14 protein-coding genes and 1 tRNA gene are annotated in these 17,031 nt (G+C 71.0%); 13 read left to right on the forward strand and 2 right to left on the reverse strand.

The window, feature by feature from the left end; genetic code table 11:
• Positions 1 to 199: 199 nt before the first annotated feature.
• The 3 genes from ACH4U8_RS39550 to ACH4U8_RS39560 all read left to right on the forward strand — a co-directional run bounded on the left by ACH4U8_RS39550 (position 200) and on the right by ACH4U8_RS39560 (position 2,711).
• Entirely contained in the window at positions 200 to 1,327 is a 1,128-nt protein-coding gene (locus ACH4U8_RS39550) for a hypothetical protein (protein ID WP_395782948.1), read from the forward strand.
• Positions 1,328 to 1,376: 49 nt separating this feature from the next.
• Positions 1,377 to 1,450 (forward strand) — tRNA-Ala (locus ACH4U8_RS39555).
• Between the two features lie 418 nt (positions 1,451 to 1,868).
• Positions 1,869 to 2,711 (forward strand): SGNH/GDSL hydrolase family protein, encoded by an 843-nt coding sequence (locus ACH4U8_RS39560; protein WP_395782950.1) that lies wholly within the window; start codon positions 1,869 to 1,871, stop codon positions 2,709 to 2,711.
• A gap of 307 nt (positions 2,712 to 3,018) precedes the next feature.
• Here the strand turns inward: ACH4U8_RS39560 and ACH4U8_RS39565 are convergent, their stop codons facing one another.
• The gene (locus ACH4U8_RS39565; RefSeq protein WP_379990645.1) at positions 3,019 to 3,597 is read right to left on the reverse strand and encodes a TetR/AcrR family transcriptional regulator; all 579 of its coding nucleotides are present in this window, start codon (positions 3,595 to 3,597) and stop codon (positions 3,019 to 3,021) included.
• Positions 3,598 to 3,655: 58 nt separating this feature from the next.
• Positions 3,656 to 5,380 (reverse strand): dolichyl-phosphate-mannose--protein mannosyltransferase, encoded by a 1,725-nt coding sequence (locus ACH4U8_RS39570; protein WP_395782952.1) that lies wholly within the window; start codon positions 5,378 to 5,380, stop codon positions 3,656 to 3,658.
• 58 nt (positions 5,381 to 5,438) lie between these two features.
• Between ACH4U8_RS39570 and rsmI the strand changes: the two genes are divergently transcribed.
• The 10 genes from rsmI to ACH4U8_RS39620 all read left to right on the forward strand — a co-directional run bounded on the left by rsmI (position 5,439) and on the right by ACH4U8_RS39620 (position 16,951).
• Positions 5,439 to 6,305 (forward strand): 16S rRNA (cytidine(1402)-2'-O)-methyltransferase, encoded by an 867-nt coding sequence (gene rsmI, locus ACH4U8_RS39575; RefSeq protein ID WP_360308389.1) that lies wholly within the window; start codon positions 5,439 to 5,441, stop codon positions 6,303 to 6,305.
• A gap of 299 nt (positions 6,306 to 6,604) precedes the next feature.
• Positions 6,605 to 6,979, forward strand: a complete 375-nt coding sequence (locus ACH4U8_RS39580; RefSeq protein WP_360308392.1) for a hypothetical protein — start codon at positions 6,605 to 6,607, stop codon at positions 6,977 to 6,979.
• Positions 6,980 to 7,066: 87 nt separating this feature from the next.
• Entirely contained in the window at positions 7,067 to 8,683 is a 1,617-nt protein-coding gene (gene metG, locus ACH4U8_RS39585) for a methionine--tRNA ligase (RefSeq protein WP_395782954.1), read from the forward strand.
• 3 nt (positions 8,684 to 8,686) lie between these two features.
• Positions 8,687 to 9,583: a TatD family hydrolase gene (locus ACH4U8_RS39590; protein WP_395782956.1), complete on the forward strand. Its 897-nt coding sequence runs from the start codon at positions 8,687 to 8,689 to the stop codon at positions 9,581 to 9,583.
• Positions 9,584 to 9,738: 155 nt separating this feature from the next.
• Positions 9,739 to 10,899 carry a ubiquitin-like domain-containing protein gene (locus ACH4U8_RS39595; protein ID WP_360308401.1) on the forward strand — a complete coding sequence of 387 codons (1,161 nt, stop codon included), beginning with the start codon at positions 9,739 to 9,741 and terminating at the stop codon, positions 10,897 to 10,899.
• The gene (gene rsmA, locus ACH4U8_RS39600; RefSeq protein ID WP_360308404.1) at positions 10,896 to 11,840 is read left to right on the forward strand and encodes a 16S rRNA (adenine(1518)-N(6)/adenine(1519)-N(6))-dimethyltransferase RsmA; all 945 of its coding nucleotides are present in this window, start codon (positions 10,896 to 10,898) and stop codon (positions 11,838 to 11,840) included. The genes ACH4U8_RS39595 and rsmA overlap by 4 nt, the downstream gene beginning before the upstream one ends.
• 113 nt (positions 11,841 to 11,953) lie before the next feature.
• Positions 11,954 to 12,895, forward strand: a complete 942-nt coding sequence (locus ACH4U8_RS39605; protein WP_360308407.1) for a 4-(cytidine 5'-diphospho)-2-C-methyl-D-erythritol kinase — start codon at positions 11,954 to 11,956, stop codon at positions 12,893 to 12,895.
• 52 nt (positions 12,896 to 12,947) lie between these two features.
• Complete coding sequence (locus tag ACH4U8_RS39610) at positions 12,948 to 14,729, forward strand: ABC-F family ATP-binding cassette domain-containing protein (protein ID WP_360308875.1); 1,782 nt, start codon at positions 12,948 to 12,950, stop codon at positions 14,727 to 14,729.
• 278 nt (positions 14,730 to 15,007) lie between these two features.
• The gene (locus ACH4U8_RS39615; protein WP_360308410.1) at positions 15,008 to 15,430 is read left to right on the forward strand and encodes a hypothetical protein; all 423 of its coding nucleotides are present in this window, start codon (positions 15,008 to 15,010) and stop codon (positions 15,428 to 15,430) included.
• 48 nt (positions 15,431 to 15,478) lie between these two features.
• Positions 15,479 to 16,951, forward strand: a complete 1,473-nt coding sequence (locus ACH4U8_RS39620; protein ID WP_395782958.1) for a WXG100 family type VII secretion target — start codon at positions 15,479 to 15,481, stop codon at positions 16,949 to 16,951.
• Positions 16,952 to 17,031: the final 80 nt, after the last annotated feature.

Consider the following 17,031-nt stretch of genomic DNA (forward strand, 5'->3'; position numbering starts at 1 on the left):
TTTCGACCGGGCCAGGCTTCCTGGTGAATTCGGTCCTGTCGGGCTTCCCGGTTGTTTCGCCCGTGTCGGGCGGTTCGGTGGATTTGCTCGCCCCGGCCGTCTCGGCAGTCACATTCGTCACATCGGCATCACCGCGGATCGGGCGACACACCGTGCCTAATCCGACGATGCGGTGCCCATCCGGCTTAGCGTGTGAAGCGTGAACGGCAGCGGCCTGATCTACGCAGCGATCGTGGGGGCCTGGGCTGCCTATCTGGTGCCCATGTGGCTTCGCCGACAGGACGAGCTGAACGAGGCCCGGCCGACCGAGCGATTCACCACCGCGATCCGGATTCTCTCCCGTCGTGGCGCCTTCGAGCGCCGCTCCGCCCGGGCGCTCGCCGAGGAGGGCACGGACGCGCCCGAACGACGCGGCCCGGCCGAACCGCCGCGCGCTCGGCAACACCCGGGCAAGGCCGCGGCGGCGCAACCGGCCGCGCCGCAGCCGGTGGTGTCGCAGCCGGCCGCGACCGCGGGGCCGGCGACACCGGCCAAGGCCGCCAAGTCCGGCACGACCAAGCGACCCGCCGCCCCGGTGCGCCGGGACGAGGGGCGGGCCGCGCTGCTCACCCGGCGCCGCCGGGTCATCGCGACCCTGTTCGCCACCTTCACCGCCGGCGCGGTCCTGGCCGGGGTGGCCGGCCTCGCCTGGGTGTGGCTGCCGGCCGTACCCGGCGTCCTGTTGTCCGCCTACATCGTGCATCTGCGCGTACAGGAGCGGCGGCGCTACGAGGCGGGCCTGCGTCGGCTGGGCCGCCCGGCGGCCGGCAAGTCCGGCTCGGCGGCCGACGCCGCGTCGGGCGGCGAAGCGCGCCCGCGGACCAAGGCCCGCGAGAGCCACGACGCGCCGCCGCCCGAGCCCCGCGCCGCGACCCCGCCGGCACCTCGCTCGGGGACCGGTTCGTCCGGGCCGGGCAGCGCCTCGGGGGCCGCGCCCTCGGCCGCGCCCCGGGGCAGGCGCGACCGGGAGGCGGAGGAGCCCGCGCTGGCCGAGTGGATCGCCGAACTGGCCACCGGCGGCGGCGCGCACGACCGCGACTCGTGGGACCCGGTGCCGGTCCCGCTGCCCACCTACGTGACCGCGCCGGTGGTTCCGCGCGGCGACGTCGAACACGAGCCGGAACGCCCGCAGATCCACGCCGTCCCGGACCCCGGCCCGGCCGAGGCACCGCGCCCGTCCACCCCGTTGTTCGACCAATACGCCGAGGACACCCGCACCGGCTACGGCGCCTCGGTGGACTCGCTGCCCCTGTACGAACACGAGTGGCGCCGGGCCGCCAACGACTGAATACCCGTGCACGACCCACCTCGACGAGGTGGTAATGTTTCTCCTCGTTGGGCCTGTGGCGCAGTCTGGTAGCGCACCTCGTTCGCATCGAGGGGGTCTGGGGTTCAAATCCCCACAGGTCCACACAGCACGAAAGCCTCGCCGGATTTTCCGGCGAGGCTTTCGTCGTTTTCGACCCGATCACCCCGCTCGCCCATTGCTCGCCCGGCCGGGTGCGGACGGTGAAATGCGGCAACTCGTGGACCGGGAACGGTGGTTGGCCGAGGGGTGGCCGGCGGGGGTGGGTGCGCGGTGCGGCTGTGGCCCGCGTCACTGCGCGACGGTCGGGGCCGGGTGTCGCGGCGGTGACGCGTCGGTGAACTGTGTCGCATTTCGCGGCGATCGGGAATGCGTGGCGGAGAGTCGCTCTTGGCCAAGGACGTGGCCCCGCGCCCTGCGTGGAGGTGCGCTGCGGTTCACTGCGCTGCCGTGGGTGGCGGAGTGTGTTCGGGTGGTTATTACGGTCGCGTAGGCGAGGTGAGCGATGCCAACATCGGGTGACATGGCCGAGCTAGTGAATCGACACGGGAACCTGTCCGGAATCAACTCTTATGTGGCCATCGGCGACAGCTTCACCGAAGGGGTCGGCGATCCCGGTCCGGACGGGAAGTTTCTCGGATGGGCCGATCGGTTCGCGGCTCGGCTCGCGGTCGAGCAGCCGGGGTTGAGGTACGCGAATCTCGCCGTGCGCGGGAAGTTGTTGCACCAGATCGTCGAGGAGCAGGTGCCGCTGGCCATCGCGGCGCGGCCCGATCTGGTGACGTTGTGCGCGGGCGGCAACGATGTGCTGCGGCCCGGGAGCGATCCGGACAAGTTGGCCGCCGAGTACGAGGAGGCGGTCGCCGCGTTGACGGCGGCGGGCGCGCGGGTCGTGGTGTTCACCGGGTTCGATACGCGCTGGGTGCCGGTGCTCAAGCTGATCCGGGGCAAGGTGGCCACGTACAACGAGCTGTTGCGGGCGGTCGCGGATCGCTACGACTGTGCCGTGGCGGACATGTGGGGGCTCACCTCGCTGCACGATCGGCGGGCGTGGAGCGAGGACCGGCTGCACCTGTCGCCGGAGGGTCACGACCGGGTGGCGCTCAAGGTCGGGCGGGCGCTCGGGCTGGCCGCCGAGGGCGACCCGGATGCGCCGTGGCCGGCCGAGGAGGTCGAGGTCACCGCGGGTGCGGCGCGGCTGGAGAACGTGCATTGGGCGCGGGAGCACCTGGTGCCGTGGATCGGGCGGCGGCTGCGGGGGCAGTCGTCCGGGGACCACATCACCGCTAAGCGGCCGGAGTTGGCGCCGCTGGACGTCGCTGCGGTTGCGCCCGTTGGCGCGCCCGTGAGGCGTCAAGCCTCGTAGGGGGTGTCCTCGCGTGTCCTCAAGCGCCGGACTGGCTGAGGGGGTTGCGGGGTTGCGGGGCTGCGCGTGCGCTCGTCTCGCGAGGCTTGGGTTGTCCTCAAACGCCGGACGGGCTGATGGGGGTTGTGCGCCCGTGTGTGGGTGCGTCTCGCGAGGCTTGGGTTGTCCTCAAACGCCGGACGGGCTGATGGGGGTTGCTGCCCGGGTGTGCGTGCGTCTTGTGGGGCTTGGGGTGTCCTCAAACGCCGGACGGGCTGAGTGGGGTTGTCTACCTGGGTGTGCGTTTTGGGGCCTTGGGGGTTGGAGGCTAGGGCGTGGGGGGTTCTGCTGTGGTGCCGAGGATCAGGAGGCGGGCGGAGCGGGTTACGGTTTGTTCGACTTCGGTCATGGACATGCGGCCGAAGGCCCAGCTGAAGAGGGCGCCTTCCCAGGCGATGCCGAGCAGGTGGACGAACTCGTCGGCGTCGGCGATCTCGTCGGCTACCGCGGTGCGGAACATGTCGTTCATGATGCGGTTGATCTCGCGGTGGCAGTCGCCCACGCCGGGGTCGGACGAGCCGAGGGCGTGGATCAGCGCGGCGGTCAGCCGCGGGTGGCGGGCCATCGTGCGGCAGGTGGCGCGCAGGATCGCGCAGACCCGTTCCGCGGCATCGACGCCGTCCGGCCGGGCCGCGCCGCTGCGTTCCAGTGCCGCGATCCACTCCAGGTGGGTGGCCGCGAGCAGGTGGTCCTTCGAGGAGAAGTGCCGGTAGATGGTCGCCGACGAGAGCCGGGACAGGCGGACCACGTCGCGCATCTGCACGCTGTCGTAGCCGCCCGCCGCGGCCAGTTCGCGGGTCGCCTCGATGGCTCGCCTGCGTATGTCCTGCTCTCGCGCGACGGACACCGGCGCAGCCTCTCTCGGGATCGACGACGGGATCGGCAACGGGATCGGCGTCGGCACGCTAGATCCAGGTGCTGAACCACATGCGATCCAGCCACCCGCTGCGGGAGATCGTCTCACCGGTGAAGATCGGATAGAAGTACAGGAAGTTCCAGGCGATCAGGGCGATGATGGCGACCACGCCCGCCGTGCCCCAGGCGCGTCGTCGTTCGGATGCGTCGGGTGGGCCGAGGAGTGCGCCGAGCATCATGGTGACGGCCAGGCACAGGAACGGGACGAAGGCGACGGCGTAGAACAGGAAGATCGTGCGTTGCTGGTAGGCCATCCAGGGCAGGTAGGCCGCGCCGAGGCCGCACAGGATGGCTCCTGCGCGCCAGTCGCGGCGGCCGGCCCAGCGGAAGAGCAGGTAGCCGACCGCGATCACGCCGCTCCACCACAGCAGCGGCGTCCCGATGCCCAACACGGTCTGGTAGCAGTCCTGCTCGGTACACCCGGCCGTGCCCTGGTGCACGGTCTCGAAGTAGTAGGCGACCGGCCGCCCCAGGACCAGCCAGCTCCACGGGTTCGACTGGTACGGGTGTGGGCTGTCCAAGCCGGTGTGGAACGACCACATTTCGGCGTGGTAGTGCCACAGGCTGCGTAGTGGCGCCGGTACCCAGGACATGCCGAATTGGGGCAGGGGGATGCCGAGTACCTCGTCGGGGGAGAGTCCGGAGCGGTCGTCGGCCCAGTGGCGGAAGTAGCCGCCGTCGGTCGTGAACCAGCCGGTCCAGGACCAGGTGTAGATGGCCACCGCGATGCCGACGGTGGCGAGGAAGGCGAGGAGTACGTCGTGGCGCAGGGTGGCGCGGTAGGGGCGGCGGGCGCCGCAGGCGCGTCGGGTGCCGGCGTCCCACAGGACGGTGAGGATGCCGAAGGCGGCGAGGACGTAGATGCCGCTCCATTTGGTGCCGCAGGCCAGGCCGAGGCAGATGCCGGCCATGACGCGCCAGGGGCGGAGTCCGAGTTTCATGGAGGCGGCGCGGGCGGGGTCGGGGCCGGATTCGAACATGCGGGCGGCGACGCTTCTGCTGTCGTCGCGGTCGATGAGCAGGCAGCCGAACGCGGCGAGGATCCAGAACATCAGGACCAGGTCGAGCAGCGAGGTGCGGCTCATCACGAAGTGCAGGCCGTCCAGGGCCATGAGCAGGCCGGCGACGCAGCCCAGGAGGGTGGAGCGGAAGAGTCGGCGGCCGATGCGGCACAACATCAGCACCGACAGGGTGCCGAGGACGGCGAGGGCGAAGCGCCATCCGAAGGGGGTCAGTCCGAAGAGTTGTTCGCCCAGTGCGATGGTCCATTTCCCGATGGGCGGGTGGACGATGTAGGAGCCCTGGGTCTGGAGGGTGTCGGTCCGGCCGGCGAGGATCTGGTCGTTGGCCTCCTTGGGCCAGGTGCCCTCGTAGCCGAGCTTGAGCAGCGACCAGGCGTCCTTGGCGTAGTACGTCTCGTCGAATATCACCGCCCGCGGCTTGCCGAGGTTCCAGAACCGGATGAAGCCGGCCAGGAGGGTGACCAGGATGCAGGGCAGCCAGCCGCCGCCGGTGTAGGGGCTGTTGTCGGTGTACGAGGGCACCAACCGCTCGCGCAACGACGTCGGCGGCCGATCCCGATAGCCGAATCGAGCCAGCGACCAGGCCCACCCGCGCGGCTCCGGACGTGCGGGCCCGGAGCTGCCGGGGGACTCCGCTGCCCCCTCCGGGGGGTGCTTTCGGGTCGGCTGATCGGTCGCCACGTCACTCGTCACCCGTGCATCGTATTGACGCGCGGACCGACCGGGGCGCGGCAAAGGGGAGGATGGCGCAGTGGAACACGAAGAGCAGAGCACTCAGGGCGGCGTACTCGTACTGGCCGGCACCCCCATCGGTGACGTGAACGACGCGCCCGCGCGGCTCGCCGTCGAACTCGGCACGGCCCAGGTGGTGGCCGCCGAGGACACCCGCAGGCTGCGCAGACTGGCCGGCGCGCTCGGTGTGGAGGTGCCCGGGCGCGTCGTGTCGTACTTCGAGGGCAACGAGGCGGCACGCACGCCGGAACTGGTCCAGGCGCTGCGCGAGGGCAAGCGGGTGTTGCTGGTCACCGACGCCGGCATGCCGTCGGTGTCCGACCCGGGCTATCGGCTGGTGGAGGCGGCGGTGGCCGAGGACATCCGGGTGACCGCCGTACCCGGACCCTCCGCGGTGCTGACCGCGCTCGCGTTGTCCGGTCTGCCGGTGGACCGGTTCTGCTTCGAGGGGTTCCTGCCGCGCAAGGCGGGCGAGCGCGGGCGGCGGCTGGCCGAGCTGGCCGCCGAGCCGCGCACGATGGTCTTCTTCGAGGCACCGCACCGGCTCGCCGAGTCGCTCGCCGCGATGGCCGAGGCGTTGGGCGCCGACCGCCGCGGCGCGGTGTGTCGCGAGCTCACCAAGACCTACGAGGAGGTCCGCCGGGACACCCTGGCCGAGCTCGCCGAGTGGGCGAAGCCGGGGGTGCGGGGCGAGATCACCGTCGTGGTCGCCGGCGCGCCGCCCGCCGACCCCTCGAAGATCGGCCCGGCCGAGCTGGTCGAGCGGGTGGCCGGGCGCGAGGCCGCCGGCCAACCGCGCAAGGAGGCCATCGCGGCGGTGGCCGCGGAGGTCGGCGTGCCCAAGCGGGTGGTGTTCGACGCGGTGGTCGCGGCCAAGAAGGGCTGACCCGCGACGCGTGCAGACGGCTTCGGAACGCTGCGTGCGAGGGCTGCGACGCAGCGTGTTCGCGTCGATTCGGGCCCGCGCGGATCGAGGTGGACGGACGGTCAAGCGCACGCAACGGGCAGGTACGGCACTGCACTCGATTGGGTGATGAGTCTTTCCGGTTATCCATATTCCGTGTTGGCGCCCGTCAAGGAACCGTATGTGCCGATACGGAAGGCCCCGTTCGGGCATTCCATGGATACCGGTCACGGGAAGCCCCCTGAACCAGTCGGTGGGCGCGCCCGTGTGAGGAGGTCGTCATGGAGAACCCGACGGTGGTGCACGAGTCCTACGCCTTCGTTTGTTTGTCGTGTGGTCGAGGGTGGGAGCGCGACTACGAGATTCACCACGCGACCGATCTGCACGGTTCGCGACTTTGCCGCTACTACTCGGAGGGGGCGTTGGTCCCGTCCCCGTTCACCAAGCCCGCCTGCGAGCACTGCGAGGGCACCCGCCTGCGCATACTCCCGGCCGGCCGGGTCACCTCGGTGACCCGCGGCTCCGGGGTCGGGCCCACCAAGGCGGTCAAGCCGGTCAAGCCGGTCAAGGTCGCGAAGGCCGACAAGGCGGCCGAGGTGCCCGCCCCGCGCGGGGCCTCGCGGTGGCACCTGCCGTCGCTGCACCGCTCCGCCTGAGCCCGCTTCGGGCCGCACGCCCGTCGTCGCCCGCCCCCGCCGATACTCGGGGGCGGGCGCCGTCACGCCGGCCGTAGGATTCCGGGTATGGCGGCCACTGGAACCACTGACATCACTGCGGGCGAGCGCGAGAAGGCGTTCTATGTCACAACGCCCATTTACTACGTAAATGACGCCCCGCACCTGGGCCACGCCTATACGACCGTCGCAGGCGACGTGCTCACCCGCTGGCACCGCCAGCGCGGCGAGAAGGTGTGGTTCCTCACCGGCACGGACGAGCACGGTCAGAAGATCATGCGCACGGCCGAGGCGAACGGCGTCACTCCGCAGGAGTGGTGCGACAAGCTGGTCACGGAGGCGTGGAAGCCCCTCTGGGAGCACTTGGAGATCGCCAACGACGACTTCATCCGCACCACCGAGAAGCGGCACACCGACCGGGTCCAGGAGTTCGTCCAGGACCTGTTCGACAAGGACGAGATCTACAAGGGCGGCTACGAGGGCCCGTACTGCGTGGCGTGCGAGGAGTACAAGGCGCCGGGCGACCTGCTCGACGGCGAGGACGGGCAGAAGTTGTGCCCGATCCACAAGCGCCCGGTGGAGATGCTCAAGGAGGAGAACTACTTCTTCAAGCTCTCCGAGTACGGCCCCCGCCTGCTGGAGTTCTACGAGGCCAACCCGGACTTCATCCAGCCGGCCTCGGCCCGCAACGAGGTGCTCCAGTTCGTCCGGCAGGGCCTGCAGGACCTGTCCATCTCGCGGTCCACGTTCGACTGGGGCATCCCGGTTCCGTGGGACCCCAAGCACGTCATCTACGTGTGGATCGACGCGCTCCTCAACTACGCCACCGCGGTCGGCTACGGCGCGGACGAGGCGAAGTTCGAGGGCACCTTCCCGGCGGACGTTCACCTGGTCGGCAAGGACATCCTGCGCTTCCACGCGGTGATCTGGCCCGCGATGCTGATGGCCAACAGCCTGCCGGTGCCCGGCCGGGTGTTCGCGAACGGCTGGCTGATGGTCGGCGGCGAGAAGATGAGCAAGTCGAACCTGACCGGCATCTCGCCGCAGCAACTCACCGACCACTTCGGGGTGGACGCCTACCGCTACTACTTCCTGCGGGCGATCCAGTTCGGCCAGGACGGGTCCTTCTCGTGGGAGGACTTCTCCGCGCGCTACACCTCGGAGCTGGCCAACGACTTCGGCAACCTCGCCTCGCGCGTGGCGGCCATGGTCGGCAAGTACTTCGACGGCACGCTGCCCGCCTCCACCGCTGACGGGGACGCCGAGGGCGCCCTGCACAGCGCGCTGATCGAGACCGTGTCGCTCGCCGACGACCGGGTCCGGGCGCTGGACTTCCAGGCCGGTCTGGACGCGGTGTTCGGCTACGTGAAGCTGGTCAACGGCTACATCACCGAGCAGGAGCCGTGGAAGGTGGCCAAGGACGACAGCCCCGAGGGGCGGGCGCGGCTGGCCACGATCCTGTACACCTCGGCCGAGTCGCTGCGCGCGCTCGCCGTGTTGCTCAACCCGGTGATGCCGGCGACCGCGCAGAAGTTGTGGGACTCGCTCGGCGCCGAGCCGGAGCTGGGCCCGCTGGCCGCGCAGCACGTGCAGGACGCGGGCCGCTGGGGGCAGTTGCCGGCCGGGGCGACGGTCACCAAGGGCGCGATCCTGTTCCCGCGCCTCGAAGAGAAGAAGGACGCCTGACCCTTGAGCAAGCGCAAGCGCCGGGACGGCGGAGCCCGCGACACCAGTGCGCCGCCCGCGCCCGAGCCACTGCGGGTGCCGGTGTGGGATGCCCACACGCACCTGGACCTGCAGGAGACGACGCCGGCCGAGGCATTGTCGGCCGCCGCCGCGGTCGGCGTCGAGACGCTGGTCCAGGTGGGCATCGACGTGCCGTCCTCGGTGTGGGCGGCCGAGACCGCCGCCGCCCACGAGCGGGTGCACGCGACGGTGGCACTGCATCCGAACGAGGCGCCGCGGATCGTGCTCGGCGACCCGGACGGCTGGTCCGGGCAGCGTCGGGCGCCCGGGGGCGCCGAGGCCCTGGACGCGGCGATCGCCGAGATCGACCGGCTGGCCGCGTTGCCGCACGTGCGCGGGGTCGGCGAGACCGGGTTGGACTACTTCCGCACCGGCGACGAGGGCGTGGCCACGCAGCAGGAGTCCTTCCGCAGGCACATCGAGATCGCCAAGCGGCACCGCAAGCCGCTGGTGATCCACGACCGCGAGGCGCACGCGGACGTGTTGCGGATCCTGGCCGAGGAGGGCGCACCGGAACGGGTGGTCTTCCACTGCTTCTCGGGTGACGCGGAGATGGCGAAGACCTGCGCCGAACTCGGCTACGTGATGTCCTTCGCGGGCAACGTGACCTACCCGAGCGCGCAACCACTGCGGGACGCGCTCGTGGTCGCGCCGATCGACCTGCTCCTGGTCGAGACCGACGCGCCGTTCCTGACCCCCGTGCCCTTCCGCGGTCGGCCGAACGCGCCCTACCTGGTGCCGATCACCGTGCGCGCGATGGCCGAGGTCAAGGGCCTGACCGAGGACGAATTGGCCGCCGCGCTCGCGGCCAACGCCGAACGTACCTTCGCCCCCGCGTAGTTGCTCGCCGCGACCGCCCGTCACCCGGACGACCGGGGGACGGGCGGCGCCCGGTCCGCGCCCGTGTACAGTCCGATGCTCGTCGGGTGGAACAGCGGCCCGGCCTCCGGAGAACACCCCCGGACCAGCCCCCTCGGAATCCCCCAGGAGCACCGTTGAGTCGTTCCGCCGGCTCCGCCCGCAGGCGCAACACCGCCCGGGCGGGTCGGGGCGGCAGTCGCCCCGGACCCTCGCTGCGCACCCTTGTTCCCCAGGCCCTCGTGGTCGCCGTCCTGGTCGGCGGCACCACGGCCTTCGTCGCCTACGACAAGACGGTGACGCTCGTCGTGGACGGCGAGGAGCGCACCGTGCACACCTTCGCCTCGGACGTCTCCGGGCTGCTCGGCCGCCAGGAGATCAAGGTCGGCGAGCACGACATCGTCGCGCCCGGGCGCAAGGCGAGCCTGGAGGACGGCGACCGGGTCGCGGTGCGCTACGGCCGACTGCTGACGATGACCGTCGACGGCCGACCCCAGCAGGTCTGGGTGACCGCGAAGTCGGTGGCCGAGGCGCTGGAGCAGGTCGGCGTGCGGGCGGACGGCGCGTACCTGTCGGTCTCCCGGGATCTGCCGATCGGTCGGCAGGGCCTCAACCTGGACGTGCGCACCGAGCGGGCGATCACCTTCCTGGTGGACGGCAAGACGATCCCGCTGCGGACCAACGCGCAGACCGTGCAGGCCGCGCTGGAGCAGGCCGGGATCTCGATAGGGCCGCAGGACCGGGTGGACACGCCGACCGACTCCTACCCCCAGCAGGGGCAGACCGTCTCGATCCTGCGGGTCACCGGCAGCACGGTGACCAAGGACGAGAAGATCCCGTTCAAGACCACGAAGCAGGACGACCCGACCCAGTACAAGGGGACCGACACGGTCGTCACCAAGGGTGAGACCGGCCTGCGTCAGATCACCTACTCGTACGAGACGATCAACGGGGTCCGGCAGGAGCCGCGCAAGGTCTCCGAGAAGGTGGTCAAGGAGCCGGTCAACCAGCTCATCAAGATCGGTACCAAGGAGATGCCCAACTCGGTGGCCGGGGCGGACCAGCTCAACTGGGGCGCGCTCGCGCAGTGCGAGTCGGGCGGCCGGGCCAACGTGGTGGACGCCTCGGGGACCTATCACGGGCTCTACCAGTTCGACGCGCAGACCTGGCAGTCGATGGGCGGTACCGGGGTGGCGAGTCAGGCACCGGCATCGGAACAGACATATCGGGCAAAGCTCATGTTCGTCCAGCGCGGGTCGAGTCCGTGGCCGCTGTGCGGCAGTAGGCTCTACTCGTGAGTGATCTTCCCGCGGGACCGGGACTGCTCGGTGCCGCGGACATCCGTGCGCTCGCCGAGGCCCTGGGTGTACGCCCGACCAAGCAGCTCGGCCAGAACTTCGTGATCGACGCCAACACGGTGCGGCGCATCGTGCGCACCGCCGGTGTGCGGCCCGAGGACGTCGTCGTCGAGATCGGCCCCGGACTCGGTTCGTTGACCCTGGCCCTCCTGGAGAGCGCCGCCCGCGTGGTCGCGATCGAGATCGACCCGGTGCTCGCCCGGCACCTGCCGACCACCATCGCGGCCCGGATGCCCGAACGGGCGGCCGACTTCGCCCTCGTGCACGCGGACGCGATGACGGTGACCGAGTTGCCCGGCCCGGCGCCCACCGCGCTGGTGGCGAACCTGCCGTACAACGTGTCCGTGCCGGTACTGCTGCACATGTTGCAGACCTTCCCGTCGTTGGACCGGCTCCTGGTGATGGTGCAGTCCGAGGTGGCCGACCGGCTCGCCGCGACGCCCGGTGGCAAGGTCTACGGCGTGCCGTCGGTCAAGGCCGCGTGGTACGCCGACGTCAAGCGCGCGGGTGCGATCGGGCGCAATGTGTTCTGGCCGGCGCCCAACGTCGACTCGGGCCTGGTTTCGTTCGTGCGCCGCGAGCCGCCGAAGACCACGGCGACCCGCCAGGAGGTGTTCGCCGTCGTGGACGCCGCGTTCGCCCAGCGCCGCAAGACGCTGCGGGCGGCCCTGGCGGGGTGGGCCGGCTCCCCCGCGGGTGCCGAGCAGGCGCTGCGCGCGGCCGGGATCGATCCGCGCACGCGCGGCGAGGCACTGGGTGTCGAGGCGTTCGCCAGGATCGCCGAGCACCGCCCCGACCCGACCGGTCGCACCTCGCCGGGCGAAGCCGCCGAGGCCGCGCCGAACGAGCCCGGCGATCGCCCGAACGAGCCCCGCGACTGACCCGCGACGGAGGGGACGCTGCCGCCGTCGATACCATCGGCGACGGTGCCGGGGAGTTCGCACGGCACCCGTCCGAAGAGGCCTGGCAGGGCCACGAAGGAGTTCCACGCGCCGTGTCTTCCGTCACCGTCAGTGTTCCCGCGAAGGTCAATCTGCAGCTCGCGGTCGGTGGGGTGCGGCCGGACGGCTTCCACGAGCTGGTCAGCGTCTTCCACGCCGTGTCCCTGTACGACGAGGTCACCGTCACGCCCGCGGATCGGCTGAGCCTGACCTGCGAGGGCGAGGACATCGACGAGGTCCCGCTGGACCACGGCAACCTGGCCGCGCGCGCGGCGATCCTGCTGGCCGACCGGCTCGGCCGTGAGCCGAACGTGCGGATCCACATTCGCAAGGGCATTCCGGTCGCGGGCGGGATGGCGGGCGGCAGTGCGGACGCGGCGGCGACGCTGCTCGCGTGCGACACGTTGTGGCGCGGCGACACGCCTCGGGAGATGTTGCGCCGGCTGGGCGCGGAGTTGGGCAGCGATGTGCCGTTCTCCGACCTGGGCGGTACCGCGATCGGCACCGGGCGCGGCGAGCGGCTGGCCTCGGTGCCGACCACGGCGCGGTTCCACTGGGTGTTCGCGCTGGCCGACGGTGGGCTCTCCACGCCGGCCGTGTACGGCGAGTGCGACCGGTTGCGCGAGGTGGCGGGCGTGCGGGTCGAGCGGCCCGCGCCGCGTGAGGAGCTGATCGCCGCACTGCGCGCCGGCGACGCGTACGCGCTGGGCGCCGGCCTGGTCAACGACCTGCAACCGGCGGCCCTGTCGCTGCGGCCCGCACTGGCCGCGACGCTGGCCGCGGGGATGGCCGCGGGGGCGGTCGGCTCGTTGGTGTCCGGGTCCGGGCCCACGTGCGCGTTCCTGGCGCCGGACCGCGATACCGCGCAGGTGGTGGCCGAGCGGCTGATCGAATCGGGCACCTGCCGGGCCGCGCGGGTGGCGTTCGGCGCGGTGCCCGGGGCCCGGGTGTTGCCGCGTCGGGTCGTTCCGGTGGAGCGCGAGAACACGGTGTAGCGCGGACCGTTAGAGTTGGTCGAATGCGAGCGTTGCGGTATGGCGGTTCGGTCTGATGGCGAACCTGGTCAATCTTGAGTCAGTCGGCAAGGCGTATGTCATGCGCACCCTGCTCGACGAGGTGTCCCTCGGCGTCGCCGAAGGCGACCGGATCGGGGTCGTGGGCCGCAACGGGGACGGCAAGACCACGCTGATCCGGGTGATGGCCCAGCGCGAGCCGGTCGATTCCGGCCGGGTCACCCACGTGGGTGGGCTCAGCCTGGGCATCCTGAGCCAGCAGGACGACCTCGATCCGGCGGCGACCGTGCGCCAGGAGATCGTCGGGGACCGTCCGGAGCACGAGTGGGCGGGCGACGCGCGCATCCGCGACGTGCTGACCGGGCTGTTCGGCGGGCTGGCCATGCCGGGCTTCGAGAGCGGCATCGACTCGGTGATCGGCCCCTTGTCCGGCGGTGAGCGACGCCGGATCGCGCTGGCGAAGCTGCTGATCGAAGAGCACGACCTGATCATCCTGGACGAGCCGACCAACCACCTCGACGTCGAGGGCATCGCGTGGCTGGCCGGCCATCTCAAGACCCGGCGTTCCGCGCTGGTCGTGGTCACCCACGACCGCTGGTTCCTGGACGAGGTCTGCACCCGCACGTGGGACGTGCAGGGCGGCAGGGTGCACGACTACGAGGGCGGCTACTCGGCGTACGTGCTGGCCCGGGCCGAGCGCGAGCGGATCGCGAGCACCGAGGAGACCAAGCGGCAGAACCTGGTCCGCAAGGAGCTGGCCTGGTTGCGGCGCGGCGCGCCCGCACGTACCTCCAAGCCCAAGTTCCGGATCGAGGCGGCGAACGAGCTGATCGCGGACGAGCCGCCGCCGCGCGACACCCAGGCGCTGCGCGGCTTCGCCAACGCGCGGCTGGGCAAGACCGTCTTCGAACTGCTCGACGTGCGGATCGAGGCGGGCCCCAAGACGCTGCTGGAGCACCTGACCTGGAACCTGGGCCCGGGCGACCGGATCGGCCTGGTCGGGGTCAACGGCGCGGGCAAGACCTCGCTGCTGCGCGCGCTCAAGGACGCGGCGTACGAGGAGAAGCAGCCGGCCGCCGGCAAGGTCGTGGTCGGTCGTACGGTCAAGCTCGCCTACCTCTCCCAGGAGGTCGCCGAACTCCCGGCCACGCTGCGGGTCCTGGAGGCGGTGTCGCAGATCCGCGAGCGGGTCGAGATCGGCAAGGGCAAGGAGATGACGGCCGGTCAACTGTGCGAGCAGTTCGGCTTCACCGGCGAGAAGCAGTGGACGCCGGTCTCCGACCTGTCGGGTGGCGAGCGGCGCCGGCTCCAGTTGTTGCGGTTGTTGATGGACGAGCCGAACGTGCTGTTCATGGACGAACCGACCAACGACCTGGACATCGAGACGCTGACCCAGCTCGAGGACCTGCTGGACGGTTGGCCCGGTTCGCTGGTGATCGTCAGCCACGACCGGTACTTCATCGAGCGCACCACGGACACCGTGCTCGCGCTGCTGGGCGACCGCACGTTGCGGATGTTGCCGGGCGGCATCGAGGAATACCTCAAGCGTCGCCGGGACGCGGTCGAGGCGGGGGCAACCGCCGCGCCGACCCGGCGCGGTGGCGGCGACACCCGGGCGGCGAAGAAGGAACTCCAGCGGGTGGAGCGGCAGTTGTCCAAGCTGGCGGATCGGGAGAAGAAGGTGCACGACGGCCTGGCCGAGCACGCCACCGACTTCGACAAGGTCTCCACGCTGGACGCCGAACTGCGCGCGATCCGGGACGAGCGGGACGAGTTGGAGATGCGCTGGCTCGAACTCGCGGAGGAGACCGAGTAGCGCGGGCCGCGGCCTTGGCGGCGGCCGGAGGCGGCTTCAACGAGCCGATGTTTCGGGTGATGCGGGCCGCGATGGTTCATCCGATCGATACCCGGAGCAGGGCCGATCCGAGGGTTACCCCGTACCCATCGGTCACATCGGCTATGTAGTCTGGGGACACTGATACGGGTGTGCCGCGATGCGCCGCCTCGGCAAACGGGGCAACGTGCGGCGCGTTGGTAACTAGCTGCGTGGTGACGGGGTGAGGTATCGGCTCCACGCACGGGGGAGTGTGGCAGATGCTCATAGCGGATATCGGGGACGGCGGACCCACGGGGGTCTCCGCGTCGGACATGCAGGCGATGTCCGCCGGGCTGGAATCGATGCGGCAGTTCCAGAAGGACGTCCAGCGTGCTCTGGACGACCTCGACGCGTCCACGGCGGCACCGCACAAGCTGGTCGACAACCGCGTCGAACTCGACGCCTCGGGCAACTTCGGGGAAGCGATCAGGCTGTGGTCGGCGTACGTCGACGTGCGTTCGGAGCTGATCGACCTGTCGACCCAGCTCAAGCGCCAGATCGAGGCGATGCAGATGACCATCCAGTACGTGCAGGGCACGTACGAGGGCAACGAGGCGGAGTTCACCGCCAAGTACAAGTCACTGCAAGAGGACTACGCGAACAACGTGCCGGCTCCCGCACCGCCGGCGAAGAAGCCCTGAGCGGCTCGAGATTCGACGTGACGGGAACTACGGGGACGGGGTGACGACATGCTGGATGGCGGTGGCGGTGGCGGCGGGTGGGGAAGCGGACCCACCAACTTCGAGGACTTTTCGCACGAAGCGCTGAAGGGCATGATCGACGGCGCACGACCTGCCGAACTGACGGCATCGGGTAAGGCGTTGCTCGACGCCAAGGAGACGCTGGAGACGCTGACGACGGCGCTGGAGACGCGGATCAGTCGTCTCGAGTGGACCGGCAAGTCGGCGGAGAGCTTTCGCGAGTGGACCGGCAAGGTCATGGTCGCGACCCGTAAGTTCGCCCAGCACTCGGGCGCGGTCGGCACCGCGATGGACCACGCGGGCAGCGAGCTGAGCTTCGCGCTGCTGACCATGCCGGAGGTGCCGGCGAACGCCAAGATGATCGTGGACAGCAACGGCGACAAGCGGCTGGTCTGCCAGCCGGGGGACACCCCGGACAAGAAGGCGATGGTGGCCTCCGCCAAGACCGAGCTGGAGAAGGCGCGTCAGGAAGCCATCCGCCGGATGGAAAGCCTGAGCAGCACCTACACGGTGACCACCGAGACGTTGGCCAAGGCGCCGGCGGTCGACTTCCCGCCGCTGCCCGCGCTGCCGACCGTGTCGCACGGCGGTGGCGGCGGGACGACCAACGGCGGTCGTCGGACCTCGAATTACTCGACGGTCAAGACCGGGGTGGGCAAGGACGGCGGCACGCTGATCCCCGGCCACGGTCCCTCGGGCGACGGCGGCACGAACCAGGTCGACGGCTCGGTCGGTCCGGGCGGCGTCGGTTCGGTCGCCGGTGCCGCCGGCGGCGGCGGGTATGTGCCGCCGAAGGACACCGGATTGCTCGGCACGGGCCCGTTCCAGAACGGCCCGGCGACGTTGCCCGATCCCGGTCCGATCGCTCCGGGGCAGGGTCCTGTCGGCACGCCCCCCGGTGGCCAGCAGGGGCTGCCCAACGGCCTGCCGATGTTCCCCGGTGGCAAGACCAACGCATTCCCGCCCAGCGGCAAGACGGGTGGCTTCCCGCCCGGCAAGTCCGGTGGTTCGAAGGCGCAGTTGACCTCGAATCCGCTGAACAACGGGCGCGGTCCCAACATGACCTCGAACACCGAGGGTCTCACCGGAGGCAAGCCGACCGGGCGCGGCCCGACCGGCGGCGGCACCGGCCAGAACAACCCCCCCGGCACCGGCCCGCGTGGCGGCGCCGGCGGTCGGCGGTTCACCGGGCAGAGCGGTGGCGTGGTCGGCGGCACCCCGCGTACCGCGGGCGCCTCGGGCCAGTTCTCCTCCGGCGGCAGCGGCCTGGCCGGTCGGCCCGGAGCGGGCGCGGGCAGCCAGGTCGGCGGTGCGCGCGGCGCGGGCATGCGCGGCGGCGGTGGGATGGGCGCGGGCGGCGGTCGCGACGAGCGCAACCGGCGGCAGCGCGCGGACTACCTGCACGAGGAGGAGGAGACGTGGACGGGCAACCGGACGTCGGCTCCGCCGGTGGTGGACTGACGGGTGACCGCGTGACCGCAATCGGGCGGGGCGGCGACTGCTCCGGGTGAGCGCGGTCGGACACCGTTGATCCGGCAGGG

It is taken from the genome of Embleya sp. NPDC020886 (assembly GCF_044333915.1).
Classification (GTDB): domain Bacteria; phylum Actinomycetota; class Actinomycetes; order Streptomycetales; family Streptomycetaceae; genus Embleya.

What these genes read in the sequence shown, in the direction of transcription:
- ACH4U8_RS39560 (WP_395782950.1), top strand. Translation starts at nt 1,869, where the DNA reads ATGGCCGAGCTAGTGAATCGACACGGGAACCTGTCCGGAATCAACTCT.
- ACH4U8_RS39580 (WP_360308392.1), top strand. Translation starts at nt 6,605, where the DNA reads ATGGAGAACCCGACGGTGGTGCACGAGTCCTACGCCTTCGTTTGTTTG.
- metG (WP_395782954.1), top strand. Translation starts at nt 7,067, where the DNA reads ATGGCGGCCACTGGAACCACTGACATCACTGCGGGCGAGCGCGAGAAG.
- ACH4U8_RS39615 (WP_360308410.1), top strand. Translation starts at nt 15,008, where the DNA reads ATGCTCATAGCGGATATCGGGGACGGCGGACCCACGGGGGTCTCCGCG.
- ACH4U8_RS39620 (WP_395782958.1), top strand. Translation starts at nt 15,479, where the DNA reads ATGCTGGATGGCGGTGGCGGTGGCGGCGGGTGGGGAAGCGGACCCACC.